At 56.7% G+C, this 14,624-nt stretch carries 17 protein-coding genes and 2 pseudogenes; 3 read left to right on the forward strand and 16 right to left on the reverse strand.

Annotated features, from left to right (window positions below; all coding sequences use genetic code 11):
- Positions 1 to 33: 33 nt before the first annotated feature.
- Positions 34 to 594 (reverse strand): single-stranded DNA-binding protein, encoded by a 561-nt coding sequence (gene ssb, locus HV041_RS24195; protein WP_071687500.1) that lies wholly within the window; start codon positions 592 to 594, stop codon positions 34 to 36.
- A gap of 333 nt (positions 595 to 927) precedes the next feature.
- On the opposite strand from ssb, the pseudogene HV041_RS25165 reads away from it, so the two are divergent.
- Positions 928 to 1,070: pseudogene (locus HV041_RS25165) on the forward strand (hypothetical protein); the annotation flags it as partial.
- Positions 1,071 to 1,476: 406 nt separating this feature from the next.
- On the opposite strand, the gene HV041_RS24200 reads toward HV041_RS25165, so the two are convergent.
- The 14 genes and pseudogenes from HV041_RS24200 to HV041_RS24265 all read right to left on the reverse strand — a co-directional run bounded on the left by HV041_RS24200 (position 1,477) and on the right by HV041_RS24265 (position 10,960).
- Positions 1,477 to 2,040 carry a class I SAM-dependent methyltransferase gene (locus HV041_RS24200; RefSeq protein WP_071687501.1) on the reverse strand — a complete coding sequence of 188 codons (564 nt, stop codon included), beginning with the start codon at positions 2,038 to 2,040 and terminating at the stop codon, positions 1,477 to 1,479.
- Between the two features lie 46 nt (positions 2,041 to 2,086).
- Positions 2,087 to 3,469: a DUF3560 domain-containing protein gene (locus tag HV041_RS24205; RefSeq protein ID WP_071687502.1), complete on the reverse strand. Its 1,383-nt coding sequence runs from the start codon at positions 3,467 to 3,469 to the stop codon at positions 2,087 to 2,089.
- A gap of 51 nt (positions 3,470 to 3,520) precedes the next feature.
- Positions 3,521 to 3,751: a hypothetical protein gene (locus tag HV041_RS24210; RefSeq protein WP_071687503.1), complete on the reverse strand. Its 231-nt coding sequence runs from the start codon at positions 3,749 to 3,751 to the stop codon at positions 3,521 to 3,523.
- A gap of 92 nt (positions 3,752 to 3,843) precedes the next feature.
- Positions 3,844 to 4,071 (reverse strand): hypothetical protein, encoded by a 228-nt coding sequence (locus HV041_RS24215; RefSeq protein WP_071687504.1) that lies wholly within the window; start codon positions 4,069 to 4,071, stop codon positions 3,844 to 3,846.
- 655 nt (positions 4,072 to 4,726) lie between these two features.
- Positions 4,727 to 5,060 (reverse strand): annotated as a pseudogene (locus tag HV041_RS24220) (DNA polymerase III subunit theta); the annotation flags it as partial.
- 235 nt (positions 5,061 to 5,295) lie between these two features.
- Positions 5,296 to 5,730, reverse strand: coding sequence for a DUF1380 family protein (locus HV041_RS24225; protein ID WP_182294295.1), 435 nt, complete (start codon positions 5,728 to 5,730; stop codon positions 5,296 to 5,298).
- A 65-nt stretch (positions 5,731 to 5,795) separates the two neighbouring features.
- Entirely contained in the window at positions 5,796 to 6,224 is a 429-nt protein-coding gene (locus HV041_RS24230) for an antirestriction protein (protein WP_071446529.1), read from the reverse strand.
- A gap of 417 nt (positions 6,225 to 6,641) precedes the next feature.
- Complete coding sequence (locus HV041_RS24235; protein ID WP_071446530.1) at positions 6,642 to 7,409, reverse strand: hypothetical protein; 768 nt, start codon at positions 7,407 to 7,409, stop codon at positions 6,642 to 6,644.
- A 67-nt stretch (positions 7,410 to 7,476) separates the two neighbouring features.
- Complete coding sequence (locus tag HV041_RS24240) at positions 7,477 to 7,881, reverse strand: DUF1380 family protein (RefSeq protein WP_071446531.1); 405 nt, start codon at positions 7,879 to 7,881, stop codon at positions 7,477 to 7,479.
- Positions 7,882 to 7,936: 55 nt separating this feature from the next.
- Positions 7,937 to 8,356, reverse strand: a complete 420-nt coding sequence (locus tag HV041_RS24245) for a DUF1380 family protein (RefSeq protein ID WP_071446532.1) — start codon at positions 8,354 to 8,356, stop codon at positions 7,937 to 7,939.
- A 10-nt stretch (positions 8,357 to 8,366) separates the two neighbouring features.
- The gene (locus tag HV041_RS24250; RefSeq protein ID WP_071446533.1) at positions 8,367 to 8,588 is read right to left on the reverse strand and encodes a hypothetical protein; all 222 of its coding nucleotides are present in this window, start codon (positions 8,586 to 8,588) and stop codon (positions 8,367 to 8,369) included.
- Positions 8,588 to 9,268, reverse strand: coding sequence for a DNA methylase (locus HV041_RS24255; protein WP_071446534.1), 681 nt, complete (start codon positions 9,266 to 9,268; stop codon positions 8,588 to 8,590). The genes HV041_RS24250 and HV041_RS24255 overlap by 1 nt, the downstream gene beginning before the upstream one ends.
- A 376-nt stretch (positions 9,269 to 9,644) precedes the next feature.
- Positions 9,645 to 9,992: a hypothetical protein gene (locus tag HV041_RS24260; protein WP_071446535.1), complete on the reverse strand. Its 348-nt coding sequence runs from the start codon at positions 9,990 to 9,992 to the stop codon at positions 9,645 to 9,647.
- A 32-nt stretch (positions 9,993 to 10,024) separates the two neighbouring features.
- The gene (locus HV041_RS24265) at positions 10,025 to 10,960 is read right to left on the reverse strand and encodes a DUF1281 domain-containing protein (RefSeq protein ID WP_071446536.1); all 936 of its coding nucleotides are present in this window, start codon (positions 10,958 to 10,960) and stop codon (positions 10,025 to 10,027) included.
- A 540-nt stretch (positions 10,961 to 11,500) separates the two neighbouring features.
- On the opposite strand from HV041_RS24265, the gene umuD reads away from it, so the two are divergent.
- The gene (gene umuD / locus HV041_RS24270; protein WP_045911947.1) at positions 11,501 to 11,923 is read left to right on the forward strand and encodes a translesion error-prone DNA polymerase V autoproteolytic subunit; all 423 of its coding nucleotides are present in this window, start codon (positions 11,501 to 11,503) and stop codon (positions 11,921 to 11,923) included.
- Complete coding sequence (locus tag HV041_RS24275; RefSeq protein ID WP_071687509.1) at positions 11,923 to 13,197, forward strand: Y-family DNA polymerase; 1,275 nt, start codon at positions 11,923 to 11,925, stop codon at positions 13,195 to 13,197. Before umuD ends, HV041_RS24275 begins: the two co-directional genes overlap by 1 nt.
- 48 nt (positions 13,198 to 13,245) lie before the next feature.
- Here the strand turns inward: HV041_RS24275 and HV041_RS24280 are convergent, their stop codons facing one another.
- Positions 13,246 to 14,499 (reverse strand): RES family NAD+ phosphorylase, encoded by a 1,254-nt coding sequence (locus HV041_RS24280; protein WP_224776425.1) that lies wholly within the window; start codon positions 14,497 to 14,499, stop codon positions 13,246 to 13,248.
- Positions 14,500 to 14,624 lie beyond the last annotated feature (125 nt).

Genomic DNA, 14,624 nt, shown 5'->3' on the forward strand with positions numbered 1-14,624 from the left:
CCCGCTGGTTGCGGGGCGTATTCATCATGCTGGTCAAAACGGGGCATCATCATCCATCGGTGGATAATCGTCCGGTAACGGCTGCGGCACCTGCTGAGACGGTGCGGCGCTCTGACGGCCTTTTCTGCCGCCCTTCGCTTTCGGGGATTTTTCAGGAGTGCCAGCTGGTTGTGACGGAGTGGCTGGCGTCTGCGGTTGTGCGGACTGCTGCTGCGGAGCCGTGCTCTGAGACTGACCGCCGTCACGACGACCACCCAGCATCTGCATAGTGCCGTTCTGTCCGACAACGATTTCAGTGACATAACGTGTCACGCCGCTGTCGTCCTGCCAGTTTCGGGTGCGCAGTTGCCCCTCGACGTACACCTGAGCGCCTTTGCGCAGATACTCGCAGGCCACTTCCGCGAGCTTGCCAAACAGCACCACGCGATGCCATTCGGTGTTTTCGCGCATCTCTCCGGTCTGTTTATCGCGCCAGGACTCCGAAGTGGCGAGGCTGAGGTTAGCGACCGCGCCGCCATTGGGCATGTAACGGACTTCTGGGTCCTGGCCCAGATTACCCACGATGATGACTTTGTTGATGCCGCGTACGGTCATGATGAATCTCCTTCCGTTTGTTTTGCTTTTAAAAACCATCACCCGTTGAGTTGCCGGGGCCGCGGTTTTGACGTTTTGCGGGGACCTGCTGAACACTCCCGCTGGTTATTACCTTCACCCGTTTGAGAGCCGTTCGCCGCAAGGGCGTAAACGACCACGGCCCGGTGCAGGTGTCCGGGGTGAGCGGTCAATTTTTTACGGTCTAATGAAGCCTGCGGAATGGCCGGAAAAAATTTATCGCGAAAGGCTTCGCCGTCCCTGGACAGCCAGGCGGGTTGTGGTTGTCTCAGCCCCGGCGAAAGGACTCAAAAGGGTGAAAAAACCAGGCAAGGAATGAGCAGGCCCCCGCCGCAACGACGGAAAGCGCGGGCGCGAAACGGCGTTGCGCCTTACAGCCCGGCGGCAGTTTGCCGGGGTGCGAAAAGCGCAGGAAACGGCGCGCCAGGGGCGGCGTGACCGGAACGGTCGCAGCAAGCCTACTTTTGACTTTCGCCATCAGACCCTAGCCGTATGGCCCGAAACCCGCAGGGATTCGGCGGAGACTGGCAGGTGCGCAGCAACTGCCCTGGCGGAGTGGGGCTCGACGACTGGACAGCGCCAGCTGGCCAGGAGCCGAAGGGGGCCAGTACCCTGATATTTCAGATTTCAAAAACACAGGGAAGCAGCAGCATGAAAAGGAACCGGAACAGGAACAGAAAACATCACCCTGTGAAACAGCAGAGAAAGCTCTCACCCGACAGACAGTCCAGCCAAAGAGACCATGAACAGACGCGGATGGAGGGCGGCGGCGCGAAGCGCGGCCCCCTTCAGCGCCGCAGGCGCGCGGCTTTTTCCGGCGCGGACAGACGGGGGCGTCCTCCCCCGCCCGGCTCACAGTGCCCGTCAGTTCTGAATTCTGAGAAGGACGGTTGATACATCGGTATACGTGAATGTGCCACGCGGCAGCGGCTCCCAGACATCAGACAGGGGTTTCAGGATCTTCTGCTGGCGTGGCCCGTTCAGACAAACCGCCGTCAGTATTCCGCCTGATTCGAGCAGCGTTAAGGCGTGCTGTATGTGGCGGATATCCTGCGCATGCTGAAACGGCGGATTCATCAGGATTTTGTTCCAGAGGCTTCCCGGCTTGTATTCCAGAAAATCCCCGCACCGGACGTTAACGCCCGGAAACGCCGCTTGCAGATGTGCGGCTAACGCGGCGTTAAGCTCCACGGCGTCACACCGTGCCAGCGGGGCCACCTCCCGGATGGCCCGTAAAATGGCCCCCGTTCCGGCCTCCGGCTCCAGAATACGATCAGAATCGTTAAGCTCTGCCAGGTCAGCCATCTGACGACAGACCGGATCGGGAGTGACGAAAAGCTGCGAGCTGGCCCGGATTTCGGCCACGGGGGTGCGTCCGTCAAGTCTGGCCCGCATCGCCTGAATACGGTCCCTGAGTTCACTATGCATATGAATGGCCCTTACCTCCCCGGCGTAATGCCGGGGAGTCTGTCGGTTATTTTTGCGGGATTTCCACGGTTTTCATGTCGGTGATGTACACATTATCGAGCGTGTAACCGCTGGTCATGATGCGGCGGAAGCGGTACGCGCCATGCTCATCATTTTCAGCGACACCCCGGACCGACTTATAATCAGCCGGGGTTTTCGACCATTCGGCTTTTGTCATTTCGCGGAAACCCTCCCCCGGATAGTTAACGATCGGCGGGCGTTTCGCGGCCTGTTTTGCGGCGCGGGCTTCTTCCGCAGACGGGGCTTTATAGTCCGTGATACGGTCGGGGGTCAGTGTCATGGTCCCGTTGCAGCGCATAAAGCTGTAATACGGGGTGACAACCGAACTGACCGCGCCGTTACTTTTATTGATGCGGATGATGGTCAGCCACTCGCCCCGGCTCTGAACCTGCCCGCCCGGCTCAAAATCCTGGGTACGGGTGACCACGCCGCCGCTTTCGTCCAGCATGGCGCGTTCATAGGCCAGGCGGTTCTGGTAATGATTCAGCCAGCGCTGCTGATGGCGGATCGTGCGTTCATGATATGGGGCGGCAATGTCGCGGGCCTGTTCAAAAGTAATAATCTCATTCTCAAGCGCCGAATGCAGGGACATCTGGCCTTCGTACTGGCTTTTCTCCGGCGGGCGCGGGTATTTTTCCAGCGTGAAACAGGTGTAAATATGATCGTAATTGCTGATAAGCCGCGCCATTTTCAGATCCAGCGTCTGCGCCCGCCACATCGTCAGATATTTCTGCGCCTGTGCAATATTCCGCTCCGCCTTGCGCTTGTCCGCCTCGATTTTTCTGATACGACGGTAACGCACATCCGGGCGTTCTTTGTATTTCGCCAGACGCAGGGAGGCATGCGCCCGATCCTCCCAGTATTCCGCACGTTCAAAGAGCATCACGGCGCGTTTCATACCGTTCTCAATACGCTGCGCATCCCGTCGCGCGCGGCGTTCGCTGTGATGGCCTACCAGGATCGGCTGTCCGAACGGGATAACCGACGCCAGCGCATCCACCTGCGCGAGCGTCTGCTCTGACTCCCCGGCGCGTTTTTCGCTGTAGCCGCTGAAACGGTCGGCGCGTTGCTCCTGACGGTCAAACAGGGTGTTGTCATCGTCTTCAATATCTCCGGCAAGAGACAGAAGCACGTCCTCACGGGCTGGCGTCCAGGCTGGCGCGACAAACAGTTTCTGTTTCGGCGCCCAGCGAAAACCCACGGCGTGGATCTTCTGATACGTTTCATCATCCAGACGCAGCGCGGCATACAGGCGCAATTTGTTGTCATCCGGGGAGTATGTCGCCCGGTACGACTGCACGGGGCTGTCTTCAGACGCGGGCGGCGGGGTGATGCTGGCAGTCAGTGCCAGTGCGGTAGTCTGTGTCATGTGAGTTTCTCCTTCCTGTGGTTGCCGCCCCTCGCGGGGCGGCTCACCTCATCAGTTAAATGCGCGTTTCAGTTCAAGCGTGCGGAGTACCTGCCCGTAGGCGGTATTTGTCATCGCGGGGATATGTACCCCGCGCCCCTTGCGGATACGTCTGGCGATGTGTCGCCCGAATGCCTTTAACGCGGGATTAATTTCTGATGCCGAAATATCGGCCCGAATGATGCGCGTATGACGGCGGGGCTTTACAGCCTCTGCGGAAGGTGAAACAATAGTTACTGTCACTTTAGTTAACTCCTTATGGTAGTTAATGAAGCCGTAAAAACCGTTACAGCGATTTTTACGGCGTGGGAAAAGCAGGGTTTACCCTGCTTTTTTCATGTCTGCGGGTTGCTGCCCGTTCCTTCTGCCTCCTTCTGTACTTTGTCCGTAATGTCTTCGGGGTCGCCTAAAAACCAGCCGCTGACGGGTTGATAACGTTCGATAAATGCCCTGACAGCCCGCTTTCCGGTCACGGCGCGGATACGGGTAAACATCGGTATAACGCCCTGTGCATCGCGTCCGCTGAACGCAATCTGATAAACACGCATCGCCTGAGCCTGCATTTTTCTTCCTCCTGGTTTTTAAAGAACATCACCCGTTGAGTTTCGGGAGCCGCGGTGTTGACGTTTGCGGGAACCTGCTGCGCTGCTCCCTCTGGTATTTAACTTCACCCGTTTGAGAACCTTCGCCGCAGGGGCGTAAACGAGCACGGGCGATGGCAGCCGTCCTGGGCGCGGTTTACCGCGTGCCATTTACCCTGGACGGCTGACAGCGTTTGTGCTTGTCTCAGCCCGGGCGAAAGGGGCTTAAACGGTGAAAAGGCACCAGAAGTGGATGAGAGCAGGGGCCCGCCGCAACGTCGGGGCGCGGCACGCGAAACGGCGTTGCGCCTTACAGCCCGGCAGCCTTACCGCCGGGGTGCGAAAAGCGCAGGAAACGGCGCGCCAGGGGCGGCGTGACCGGAACGGTCGCAGCAAGCCTGCCGTTGACGTTGCGACAGCCTGGGATGGAAACCCGCTGCCCGAAGGGCCGGGCAGAGACAGCGTAACTGGCTCAGTGCGAAGCATGACAGCCCCGGTTCCCGTCAGGGAAGTCGCCCGTCGTCAGCGAAATCCGTCAGGAAATATCGGCAGCAGGATGAAAGGAAACAGGAACAGGAACAGGAACAGGAACAGGAACAGGAACAGGCAACGTATTATCACCGGCAGAAAAAAACCTCACACACTGGCCAGAAAAAACTATCACCCGGCATGAGAAAAATCCGGCCAGCGACAGGCAGAATGCTTCAGGACTGAAGCTACTTTTTAACCTCATCCTCTTTTCTGGCATATTCCGGGGCATTTTTGTCAGGCAGCTGCTCACTGAACTGACGGTAATAGTGCAACCGCCCCCAAAAATACGCTCTGAGATGTTCAGGCAGTTCTCTGACCACCAGTTCAGCGACCACCGGCATAGCCAGCCTTTCTTTATACGCCACGCCTGAAGCGACCAGGTCAATGGCCACCTTATCCTGCTCTTCTTTCGATGTTGCGGCGAGATTAAATCCGGACATCATATACTCCGACAGAAAGGGAAACCGGCGGTAAGTGTACGCAATCTGAGTCAGGGGGGGAAAAGGACGGGGAGCGGCGCGAAGCGCGGCACGAGTCCTTCCTCCCGCAGGCGCCAGCCTGCATGGTTTTTCGCGCGGGCTGACAGGCGGCATAACCACCTGCAATCATGCTTACCTGCCCTGTCCTCCCTGTAAGATAAAGTGACCGCCGATGTACACGGCGCACTAATATCTGTCAGTAGTTCCCTTCGGTCTGGTTATGGTGAGGAATATTTGCGGAAAGCAGGTATCGCAACGTATCCAGTGCGGCTTCTTCTTCGGCGGCCCTGTCCTGCGTCTGGTAACGCGGAAGGTTCATTCCGGCTTCCATCAGGGGCAAAAGCGTGCGCAGCATATCTTCAGGGATGGCAATCTGGCGCGGGGGACGCTGTGCGACTAACTCGCGCAATACGCCCTCAACAAAGTTCTGGCCAATACCATCACGCCAGAGCGAATCACTGTCCGACTCGCCAATGGCGCGCAGTACGGCCTGTGTGTCATCAGCGGTCGGGTTAAACTCCGCCCCCACTTTGCGCACATCGTCTTCACACCAGACGATGACGGCTATCTTTTCGTTGTTCTCGTACACTTTCAGTAAGTCGCAGCAGATGGTGCTGACGGTTCCGTACATAACAGTCTCCCTTAAATAAATGAATGTCGCTTACAGCGGGGCGGCATCGCCGCCCCGTCGGTTAATCAGTCGAGCGCGGCATAAATGGCGGTGCATTCAGGGTGAAACGTAATGTGATTCCAGAGCTGGGTATCACGCAGCATGTACAGGCGTGTGAGCGCGGCATTGCCGCAGTCGTGATGTGTCCAGCAACGGCGGTTAATGGCAAGCGAGGTCAGAATAATCCCGGCGGCGTCGGCGCTGACGGTACGATCAAACCAGTTTTCACCGTTGATCATGTGTACCCGATCGCAGTCGGGCATCATGTACCCGCCGCCTTCCGGCAGACGGATGAAATGCCAGGTAACGCCGCTGTATTCGGGCATCCATTTTTTCGCCAGGGCATACACCTGTAATTCAGCCAGCATAAAATCGGTGCCGAACATGTACGGCAGGAAAGACAGGCGGTCGGATTCTTCGACGTTAAGGGTGTGCTGACGTGTAGCTAACTGCATGGTAAACCTCCGTAATCACATGGTCTGCGACACCGGGCGGTGCCGTGCATCCAGACCAGTCGGGCGATCGGGCGTGGATACAAGGGCGCAAGGGAAGCCGCAGCCTGACGCGCACGGCAGACGGGAGCTGAAGGGTGAGACCGTGAAACCTGAGCGGTCGAACGACCGGAAGATAACGGCTGACGTGAAGGAAGGACCGGGTGACCGCCGCGTGCACTTTACCCTTGTATCCACGACAGCCCGACTACGATGGATGCACGGCACAGCCCGCACACGGCTCCGGACTGACAGAGCGGAAAACCACCAGGCCACGTCACACCGGGACGGGGCCGCCATAAAAGCGGAGCCGGCGACATCCTTTTCAGCTTCTGAGTCACCGGCGGATAAAAGAAGGGGTTTCCCCCTTCCCTCCCTGACTTAATCCCCGATGGGGTCTGTGTTGCGGACCTCGTTCAGCACATCCCGCAACACGCGACGGTCAAACCAGCGGCGGACCGGTTCCCCCGGGAAACGCAGAAGATCGGTCATCACTCCGGCCGCTTCGATTTCCTCCCGGGACTCATTCACCAGGGTGAGCAGGACCGGACAAAACCGCGCACCCCGGACCAGTATGCCGTCCAGCACCTGATCCAGCCGTTCCCCGTCCTCACTGTCCAGCCAGTTGTCGTGCTCGTATTCGTCCGCAACCAGTCGCCAGTCTCCGAAACGTTTTTCCATCAGCCGCGGCGCGGCAGACGGCACCAGAGCCGCCGCGATGCGCTTCGCGTCCTGACGAACAATGTCACAGATCCGGTCAATGAAATCTTTCAGGAAGGCCAGCAGGTCCCCGCATTCGGCTTTTGTCAGCCATTCCTGCGCATACGGCAGACTGATACAGGTAAAATCAGTCAGGGCTTCGGGCCGGGGATAAGACTGAGCCGGATACAGATGCAGCCGGGCGGGCGTACCTGCCAGCCGTTGCGCGCTGGCGGTCAGCAGTTTCGCCCGTCCGTCATTCAGGGCCTGGCACAACCGGGTTGTCAGCGCCAGGATCTCGTCTGCATCGAGCACGCCACTGGCGAACAGCCAGCCGGGTACGGTTTCGGGCGCGACGGGCGTCATACCAACTGAGTCGGGCCAGCCGGACCGGCGCAGCAGATTGTCACCGTGGCGCAGAATGAGGGCGTTCAGGGTATCGTTATTCATGGTTATTCTCTCTGTATACTGTACGGGAAGTGTCGCCCCGTCAGAACGGGCGGGGCGGTCGGTCACATCAGGCGGCCAGGAGCTGCCTGAGCCACGTAATATCGGCCTGGGCATCAGCCACGGACGGGTAATGCTGGCTAACAAGCGGCCAGGCCCGGGCGTCCTCTGCGTCCAGCGCCAGCCCCGCGACGTCAGTCAGGCGGGCCAGCAGATCAGCGGGAACGATGACGGTCGGGATGTCGGCCCGTAATCCGGCATACATCTCCTGGACCGTGCGAAATGAAATACCCTCTTCGGTATGGCCGGTCACGCTGCCGATTTCCTGCAAAATCGCAGCGGCCTCGCTTTCCGTCATGTTTTCCACCTGGGCCATTACGTCCTGCTTCGTCCAGACCAGCAGGGCAAAGTGATCATTGTTGCCAAACATACGTTTCAGCTTTTTATTCAGTTCCTTACGGGTGCCGTACATCATGATCTTATGTTCCTCTGAGCAGATTCAGTCCACGCCGCCGGGGCGGCGTGGGTATTCAGTTTTTCAGTAAGGCGCGCACTTTCGCCGTATCAGCCAGGCGGCGGGTCACGCTGTCCGGGACCGGGTGGTTGCCGTCGCGGGCGGTCCATTCCCTGTGCCATAACGCCTGTTCGGCGGTCGTCAGCAGGGTTTCAAGCAGGTCAGCCGGCACCATCACCGCCGGAACGGCCTGTTTCACCTGATCAATCAAATCCATGACCGCACTGGCAGACACGCCCGACTCAAGCCGCTGTTCTTCCGGTATGGCGTCCAGACGCGCCAGAACGTCCTTTATGTCCTGTTCAGACACGGCACATTCCATGCCGTCGGCCAGCGCTTCGATATCCGCCGGGGACCAGACAACCAGGTTCAGCGGGGTTTCTGCGGGATACTGCTCACTCAGCAACCGGCAGAGGGTTTCACAGGTTCCGTACATGTTTTTCTCCTTAGTCCTTAAAGCAGGTATCCAGCTCAAGCATTTCGTTGTACGCCGCCATAAACAGGGCATTGATGCGGAAGAGCGTCTGACGAGCCAGGCGTTCGGTCAGCACTTCGGAATCAAAGCGATAGCGGTGCTGCATGTCGTTCAGCGCGTCCCGCAGGTCACTCATGTTGTTGGCCAGTTCCGCCACGTCTGCGCGGAGTTTTTCGTGTCCGGCATAGTTCATTACGCGGCCTCCGGATAAAAGACGTCGTTGGCTGCCGGGCGCTGCATGGCGCGCTGCACGGATGACAGGCGCTCAATTCCGGCTTTGTGGTACTGCTCCATCAGCTCAATCCCGATATAACGGCGCCCTGCCTGGACGGCGGCCACACAGGTGGAGCCGGAACCGGCAAACGGATCGAGAACAATGGCGTTCGGGTGTGTGAAGCTCTCGATCAACGGTTGCAGACTGGTCACGGGTTTTTCGGTCGGATGGTGACGGTTGCCGCTGTATTTCCAGCCCAGAACATCCGGTAACGGGTCCGGCGGCAGCGCCGGACGGCCTTTCGCCAGGATATAGGCGCATTCATGGCGGTAGCCGACATAGGCCGATTTCGACGAGTAGGTTTTGGTGAAAACCAGATGCCCGACCACGCTGAACCCGGCGCTTTTCCATGCGGCCATGAAGCGATCGACGCGGTTCCAGCCGTAGAAGCTCACCATCAGCGCGTCTTTTTTGAGGACGCGATACATCTCATTGCAGGCTGGTTGGAGCCATTCATCGGTTTTGTCACCGGCAATACTGCGGCCGGAACGGTCACGGAACCCGACCAGATACGGGGGATCGGTGAGAATGAAATCAACGGCACGCTCCGGAAAGCCGGACATAATATCGACGCAGTTACCCAGGATAAAACGGGACATAGGGACACCTCGTGGTTACAGGGGGCACCCAGGAGGACGTCGGTACGACGTCCGTTCCCTGCTGCCCGGAGCCTGTACGCCGCGACCGGTAACGGGTCAAGCTGACCGTGGAATAACGAGCCGACAGTCCCCATCATCGGCGAGCTTATGCCGCGAAAGCAGCTTGAAGGGCGCTCCTTAAAGTGCGAGTGGATGGCGTAAAATCACAGCGACGCCGGACAGGAGCGGAAACGCCGCCCGTCCCGTGTCCGTCCGGGCGCGGCACACTGGCTCCGGGCAGTGGATATCCCCGCGCCCCGCGCGGCATGGATGCGGAGCAGCGCGACATCATTATTCCGGCCTGAAGTACCGGGCAGTCGGCCTGCCCGGTCTTCCGTCAGCGGGTAATATCCCGCCAGTCGTTCCCCCACTCATCGTGCAGTCGCGGCATATCCGTTGAGCCGGTCACTGTCCACGCATCGAGGAACTTCAGCCCGCGCAGGATACTGTTTTCCACGTCATCGAGCAGAATAATGCTGTTAAACCAGACCACGCCTTCGGGGAACTCCCAGCGATGCCGGTCATCCTCGCGTCTCAGCGATGGCCACCAGGTGCGCCCCATTTCCAGAATGCCCGCTTCAGCCTGCGCCAGGTCACTCGCGGAAACCAGGTAATACACCATCATTTCAGTGCCACCGATGTCGACGCTCAGGCCAACAAGCCAGGTATTCAGATTTAATTCCATGTTATTCCGGGCGGTTTCCCGCCCGCCTCCGGTCAGCCGCCAAAATGCGCCACGTTGTTGATAATCCACTCCGGGCCGATCACATCAGGGAAGCTGTCCTCATCGTCCGGGTCAGCCTCGCCCCATTCCAGCTCGTCAGTGATGTACACGTCCGTTTCGCCGCTGACGTACCGGGCATAACCGCAGTAATTGCAGCCCTGCTCCGCAAACCAATGCTCCACTTCACCGCCATATCGCTGACTGAGTTCAGCCACAACGACCTCGCCAACCGGACTCCAGGGGGTGTCAAAATCCACCGTCAGCGTGTTCTCTCCGGCGAAACAGATATTTGACTCATAACCGACCGGCCACTTGCAACCGTACCGGGTCAGATAGTGGTCATATGACGACGGGACACCCGTCAGCAGGCCACCGTTGAAGCCGTTCACTTCAATATCCAGGCGCGTCGGCAGGACATCACGCAAATCCACTGGCTCTGCGGCAAACAAATCATCACCAGCATCGCACAGGCTGTTCCACCATTCCTCCACCGGCGCAGGCCGGAAACTGTTTCCCCAGTCAAAAGATTTTTGCTGGTACAGCTGCCGGATGACTACCTGTTCCGGTTCACTGAGGGTAGCCCAGCGGGCATGCCCGATATGGCTGTCCAGCCAGCACTGATGCAGCGTCTGGCAGGTTTCCACATCCAGCACAGCTCCGGCCATAAACATCGCCAGCCAGTCGCTGTATGCCTGGGCTGAAGCCCGGTTGTCTGCGGCCATCCCGTGAGCAACCAGTTGCGGGTATGGCGTGTAACACAGTTCTGTCAGGGGGCGCAGTATCCCCGCACAGCCTGCCAGGAAAAGCTGAATACCGTCTTTTCTGGCGCGGCGATGCAGGGACAGCCCGCCTCCGGCAATCCACGTTTTGAGGGCATCACTGTTTTGAATACCACTGAACATCAGTCGGTTGGCACACCAGTTCGGCATGGGAAGCTCCTTACACAGTCAGGGTGGGCAGGAGGCATCACCGCGATACCGTTCCCTGCCGCACGCTGCCTATTCGTCGCGTCCGGTAACGGGTCAACGCCGACCGTGGAATAACGAGCCGACAATTCTCATCGTCGGCGAGCTTATGCCGCGAAAGCGGCTTGAAGGGCGCGCCTTAAACTGGCGAGGGTATGGCGTAAAATCACAACGACGCCGGGCCTGAGCGATAAAGACGCCCGTCCCGTGACAGGCCGGACGCGGCACACTGGCAGCGGGTGGCAGTCAGCAACAGGCGGGCAGGAATGGCCGTGGTGATCAGAGGATTTGTGGGAAGGGAAAACACCAGAGAGGGAGCAGATGACATACCAACAGTTCTGCGCCGGTCCTCCACAGGGTTATTAACCGATTCTGTGGATAACCTGACATCTGTTTTTCCAGGCAGAACAGTTACCTGACGGGAAACAGCAAAATTTCACTTGCAGGACAGGAAATATCTTAAATAATACTGTATATGCAAACAGGTGTTTTAAGAGGTATGCCATGTTACTTTTTGTCGCCCCCGAACAGGAGCCGGTGCAGTCCACTGCCCCGCTGTTCACCGAACGTTGCCCGGCGGGTTTTCCGTCGCCGGCCGCCGATTACACCGAAGAAGAGCTGGACCTGAACACTTACTGTATCCGGCGTCCGGCTGCAACGTTCTTCGTCAGGGCTATCGGGGATTCGATGCGGGATATGGGTCTGCATTCCGGCGATTTAATGGTGGTCGACAAAGCAGAGAAACCCATGCAGGGGGATATCGTTATCGCGGAAACAAACGGCGAATTCACGGTTAAACGCCTGCAGCTGAAGCCCCGCATTGCCCTGCTGCCGATGAACCCGGCCTACCCCACGCTCTATCCGGAAGAACTGCAGATTTTTGGGGTGGTGACGGCTTTTATACACAAAACCCGGAGCACAGACTGATGTTTGCGCTCGCGGACGTGAATTCGTTCTATGCCAGCTGCGAAAAGGTCTTTCGCCCTGATCTGCGGAATAAACCCGTTGTCGTTCTCTCAAATAATGATGGCTGCGTCATTGCGAGAAGCCCTGAAGCGAAGCGGCTGGGCATAAAAATGGGGGTACCGTGGTTTCAGCTGAAGTTGGTGAAATTTCCGGAGCCGGTCATCGCGTTCTCCAGTAATTACGCGTTGTATGCGAGTCTCAGCAACAGAGTGATGATCCATTTAGAGGAAATGGCGCCACGGGTGGAGCAGTATTCCATTGATGAGATGTTTCTGGACATTCGCGGCATAGACCGCTGCATTAATTTTGAGGACTTCGGTCGGCAGCTGCGTGAGCACGTCCGGAACGGAACCGGCCTGACTATCGGCGTGGGTATGGGGCCAACTAAAACGCTGGCGAAGTCAGCTCAATGGGCCTCCAAAGAATGGTCGCAGTTTGGTGGCGTTCTGGCGTTAACGCCGGGAAATCCCCGCCGCACGGAAAAACTGCTCTCACTGCAGCCGGTGGAGGAAATCTGGGGGGTTGGCCGGAGAATTTCGAAAAAGCTGAACACAATGGGAGTCACCACGGCACTGCAGCTGGCGCGCGCGAACCCTGTATTTATCAGGAAGAATTTCAGCGTTGTGCTGGAGAGAACCGTCCGGGAACTCAACGGAGAAAGCTGTATTTCGCTGGAAGAAGCGCCTCCGCCGAAACAGCAGATTGTCTGCAGCCGATCCTTTGGGGAGCGTGTTACGACGTATGAAGCCATGCGCCAGGCAGTTTGTCAGTACGCTGAGCGTGCAGCTGAAAAGCTGCGCGGCGAGCGTCAGTTCTGCAGGCATATTGCCGTGTTTGTGAAAACATCGCCATTCGCCGTAAATGAGCCCTACTACGGTAATCTGGCCAGTGAAAAACTGCTCATCCCCACGCAGGATACACGGGACATCATTGCCGCTGCCGTCAGAGCTCTGGACAGGATCTGGGTGGATGGTCACCGTTACGCAAAGGCAGGCTGTATGCTGAACGATTTCATGCCAACTGGGGTATCGCAGCTGAATTTGTTTGATGAAGTACAGCCGTGGGAACGGAGCGAGCAGTTGATGCAAGTTCTGGATAGTATTAACCATTCCGGTCTGGGGAAAGTGTGGTTTGCGGGACGGGGCATTGCTCCTGAGTGGCAAATGAAACGAGAAATGCTTTCCCCTGCGTACACAACGCGCTGGAATGATCTCCCGGTGGCAATGATAAGATGATCTGCCACCGAAAGATTTCGCATGCGAAATCTAGGTTGTATCAACCCGTCAGAAATCGTCATCTGAATAGCCAGATTTCGCATGCGAAATCTCTGCTTCAGCGGCAGACAAACTTATCTCTTTATGGCCTACCGGGGTTACTAACGATGTATACTTAACGCCCCTGATTTCATGGATCTCAATACTGCCCAACTTCAGTTCAAGTACGTCTTGCTGAGGTTTGTTTCGGGAGAGAACGGTAAACTCTCGTCTGAAATCACGATTGGTCGTTGTCATCTGAGGGTCAAACTCAGCGTAGTCATCGTCTTCTCTATACATTGAAACTTGCGCTTCCAGTCGTCTGAGTTTGGCGTTTTTAACTGCCGATGACTTATGAAACAAGATCACATTACACGCGTTTTCCTCCCCTTGGCCAGAAGGCATTTGAGCAGACGAAAACTTGATTCCATCCAGTGAATATTTGTCCGTGATAGACAGATAATCAGCAATAGCTTGCGTAAGCAGATAGTTCGATTCAGCGAGCTCAGGCACAACCGGCATAACTAGTTTGCGTGATAGTGTTGCTATGAAACGGCTACGCTCATATCTGACCAGATATTCAGGATCAAAACGGCTTACACCGTTTACAGCCACTCTGCCGAGTACCGTCAAATCGAGGAGACGTACAGGACGCAGTACCCGAAATTCAGAAACTACTACGAAACTACCGACCGGAGGACGGACTTCCGAAACGGCATTAGTTTTGGATGTTGCTCCATAAAATACAGATATTCCTTTCGCGTTCATCCGACCATAAGGTGCTAAATCGGAAGGAGGGGGGCCAAGCCTTGATTCTGGCATGTGCAACGCAGACTTAATGTCATCCTCGGACTTAAAAATCCGTCCACGATAAAGAGGCGTATCTGGAGTGAAATCGGTAAAGGCTGAAGGGTGATTATCAAAGAGATAACCGAACACTTCATCAAACGTTTCAAGGGCATCATGATTGAAAAAACGATTACTTTCACGAAGCTTCTTTTCCATTAAAGCCCATTTGTTGGAAAGCTTAGAAGAAATTGATATTGCTGAGATGAAGAGTGGATCTTCACCATATTTATGTTCTTCAGTTCCCCGTTCGAACCAGCAATCCAACAGTATTTTTGAAAGGTCTTTAATCACATCGATGTTGGATGAAACCTCTTGTTCAAGAATCTCGATAAGAGGAGAACCTTCCTGAACACCATACTCATGGTCTACTTCGCCAGGAGAATAATATTTTTCTATCAGCCAGTCAGTTTTATTTCCCAATGCATGCATAGACATGGTTCGGTCTTCATTACCACAGTAGTCGCATGGTCTGTAAGAATCCGGGTCATTAATGATCATGTGAAAGAGAACCGGGTCATTCTTCAAACAGTGACTGCAAACTCTCTTGTAATTCTCGTCAA

Origin of the sequence: Citrobacter sp. RHBSTW-00029 (assembly GCF_014104295.1) — a bacterium.
Classification (GTDB): Bacteria; Pseudomonadota; Gammaproteobacteria; order Enterobacterales; family Enterobacteriaceae; genus Citrobacter; species Citrobacter youngae.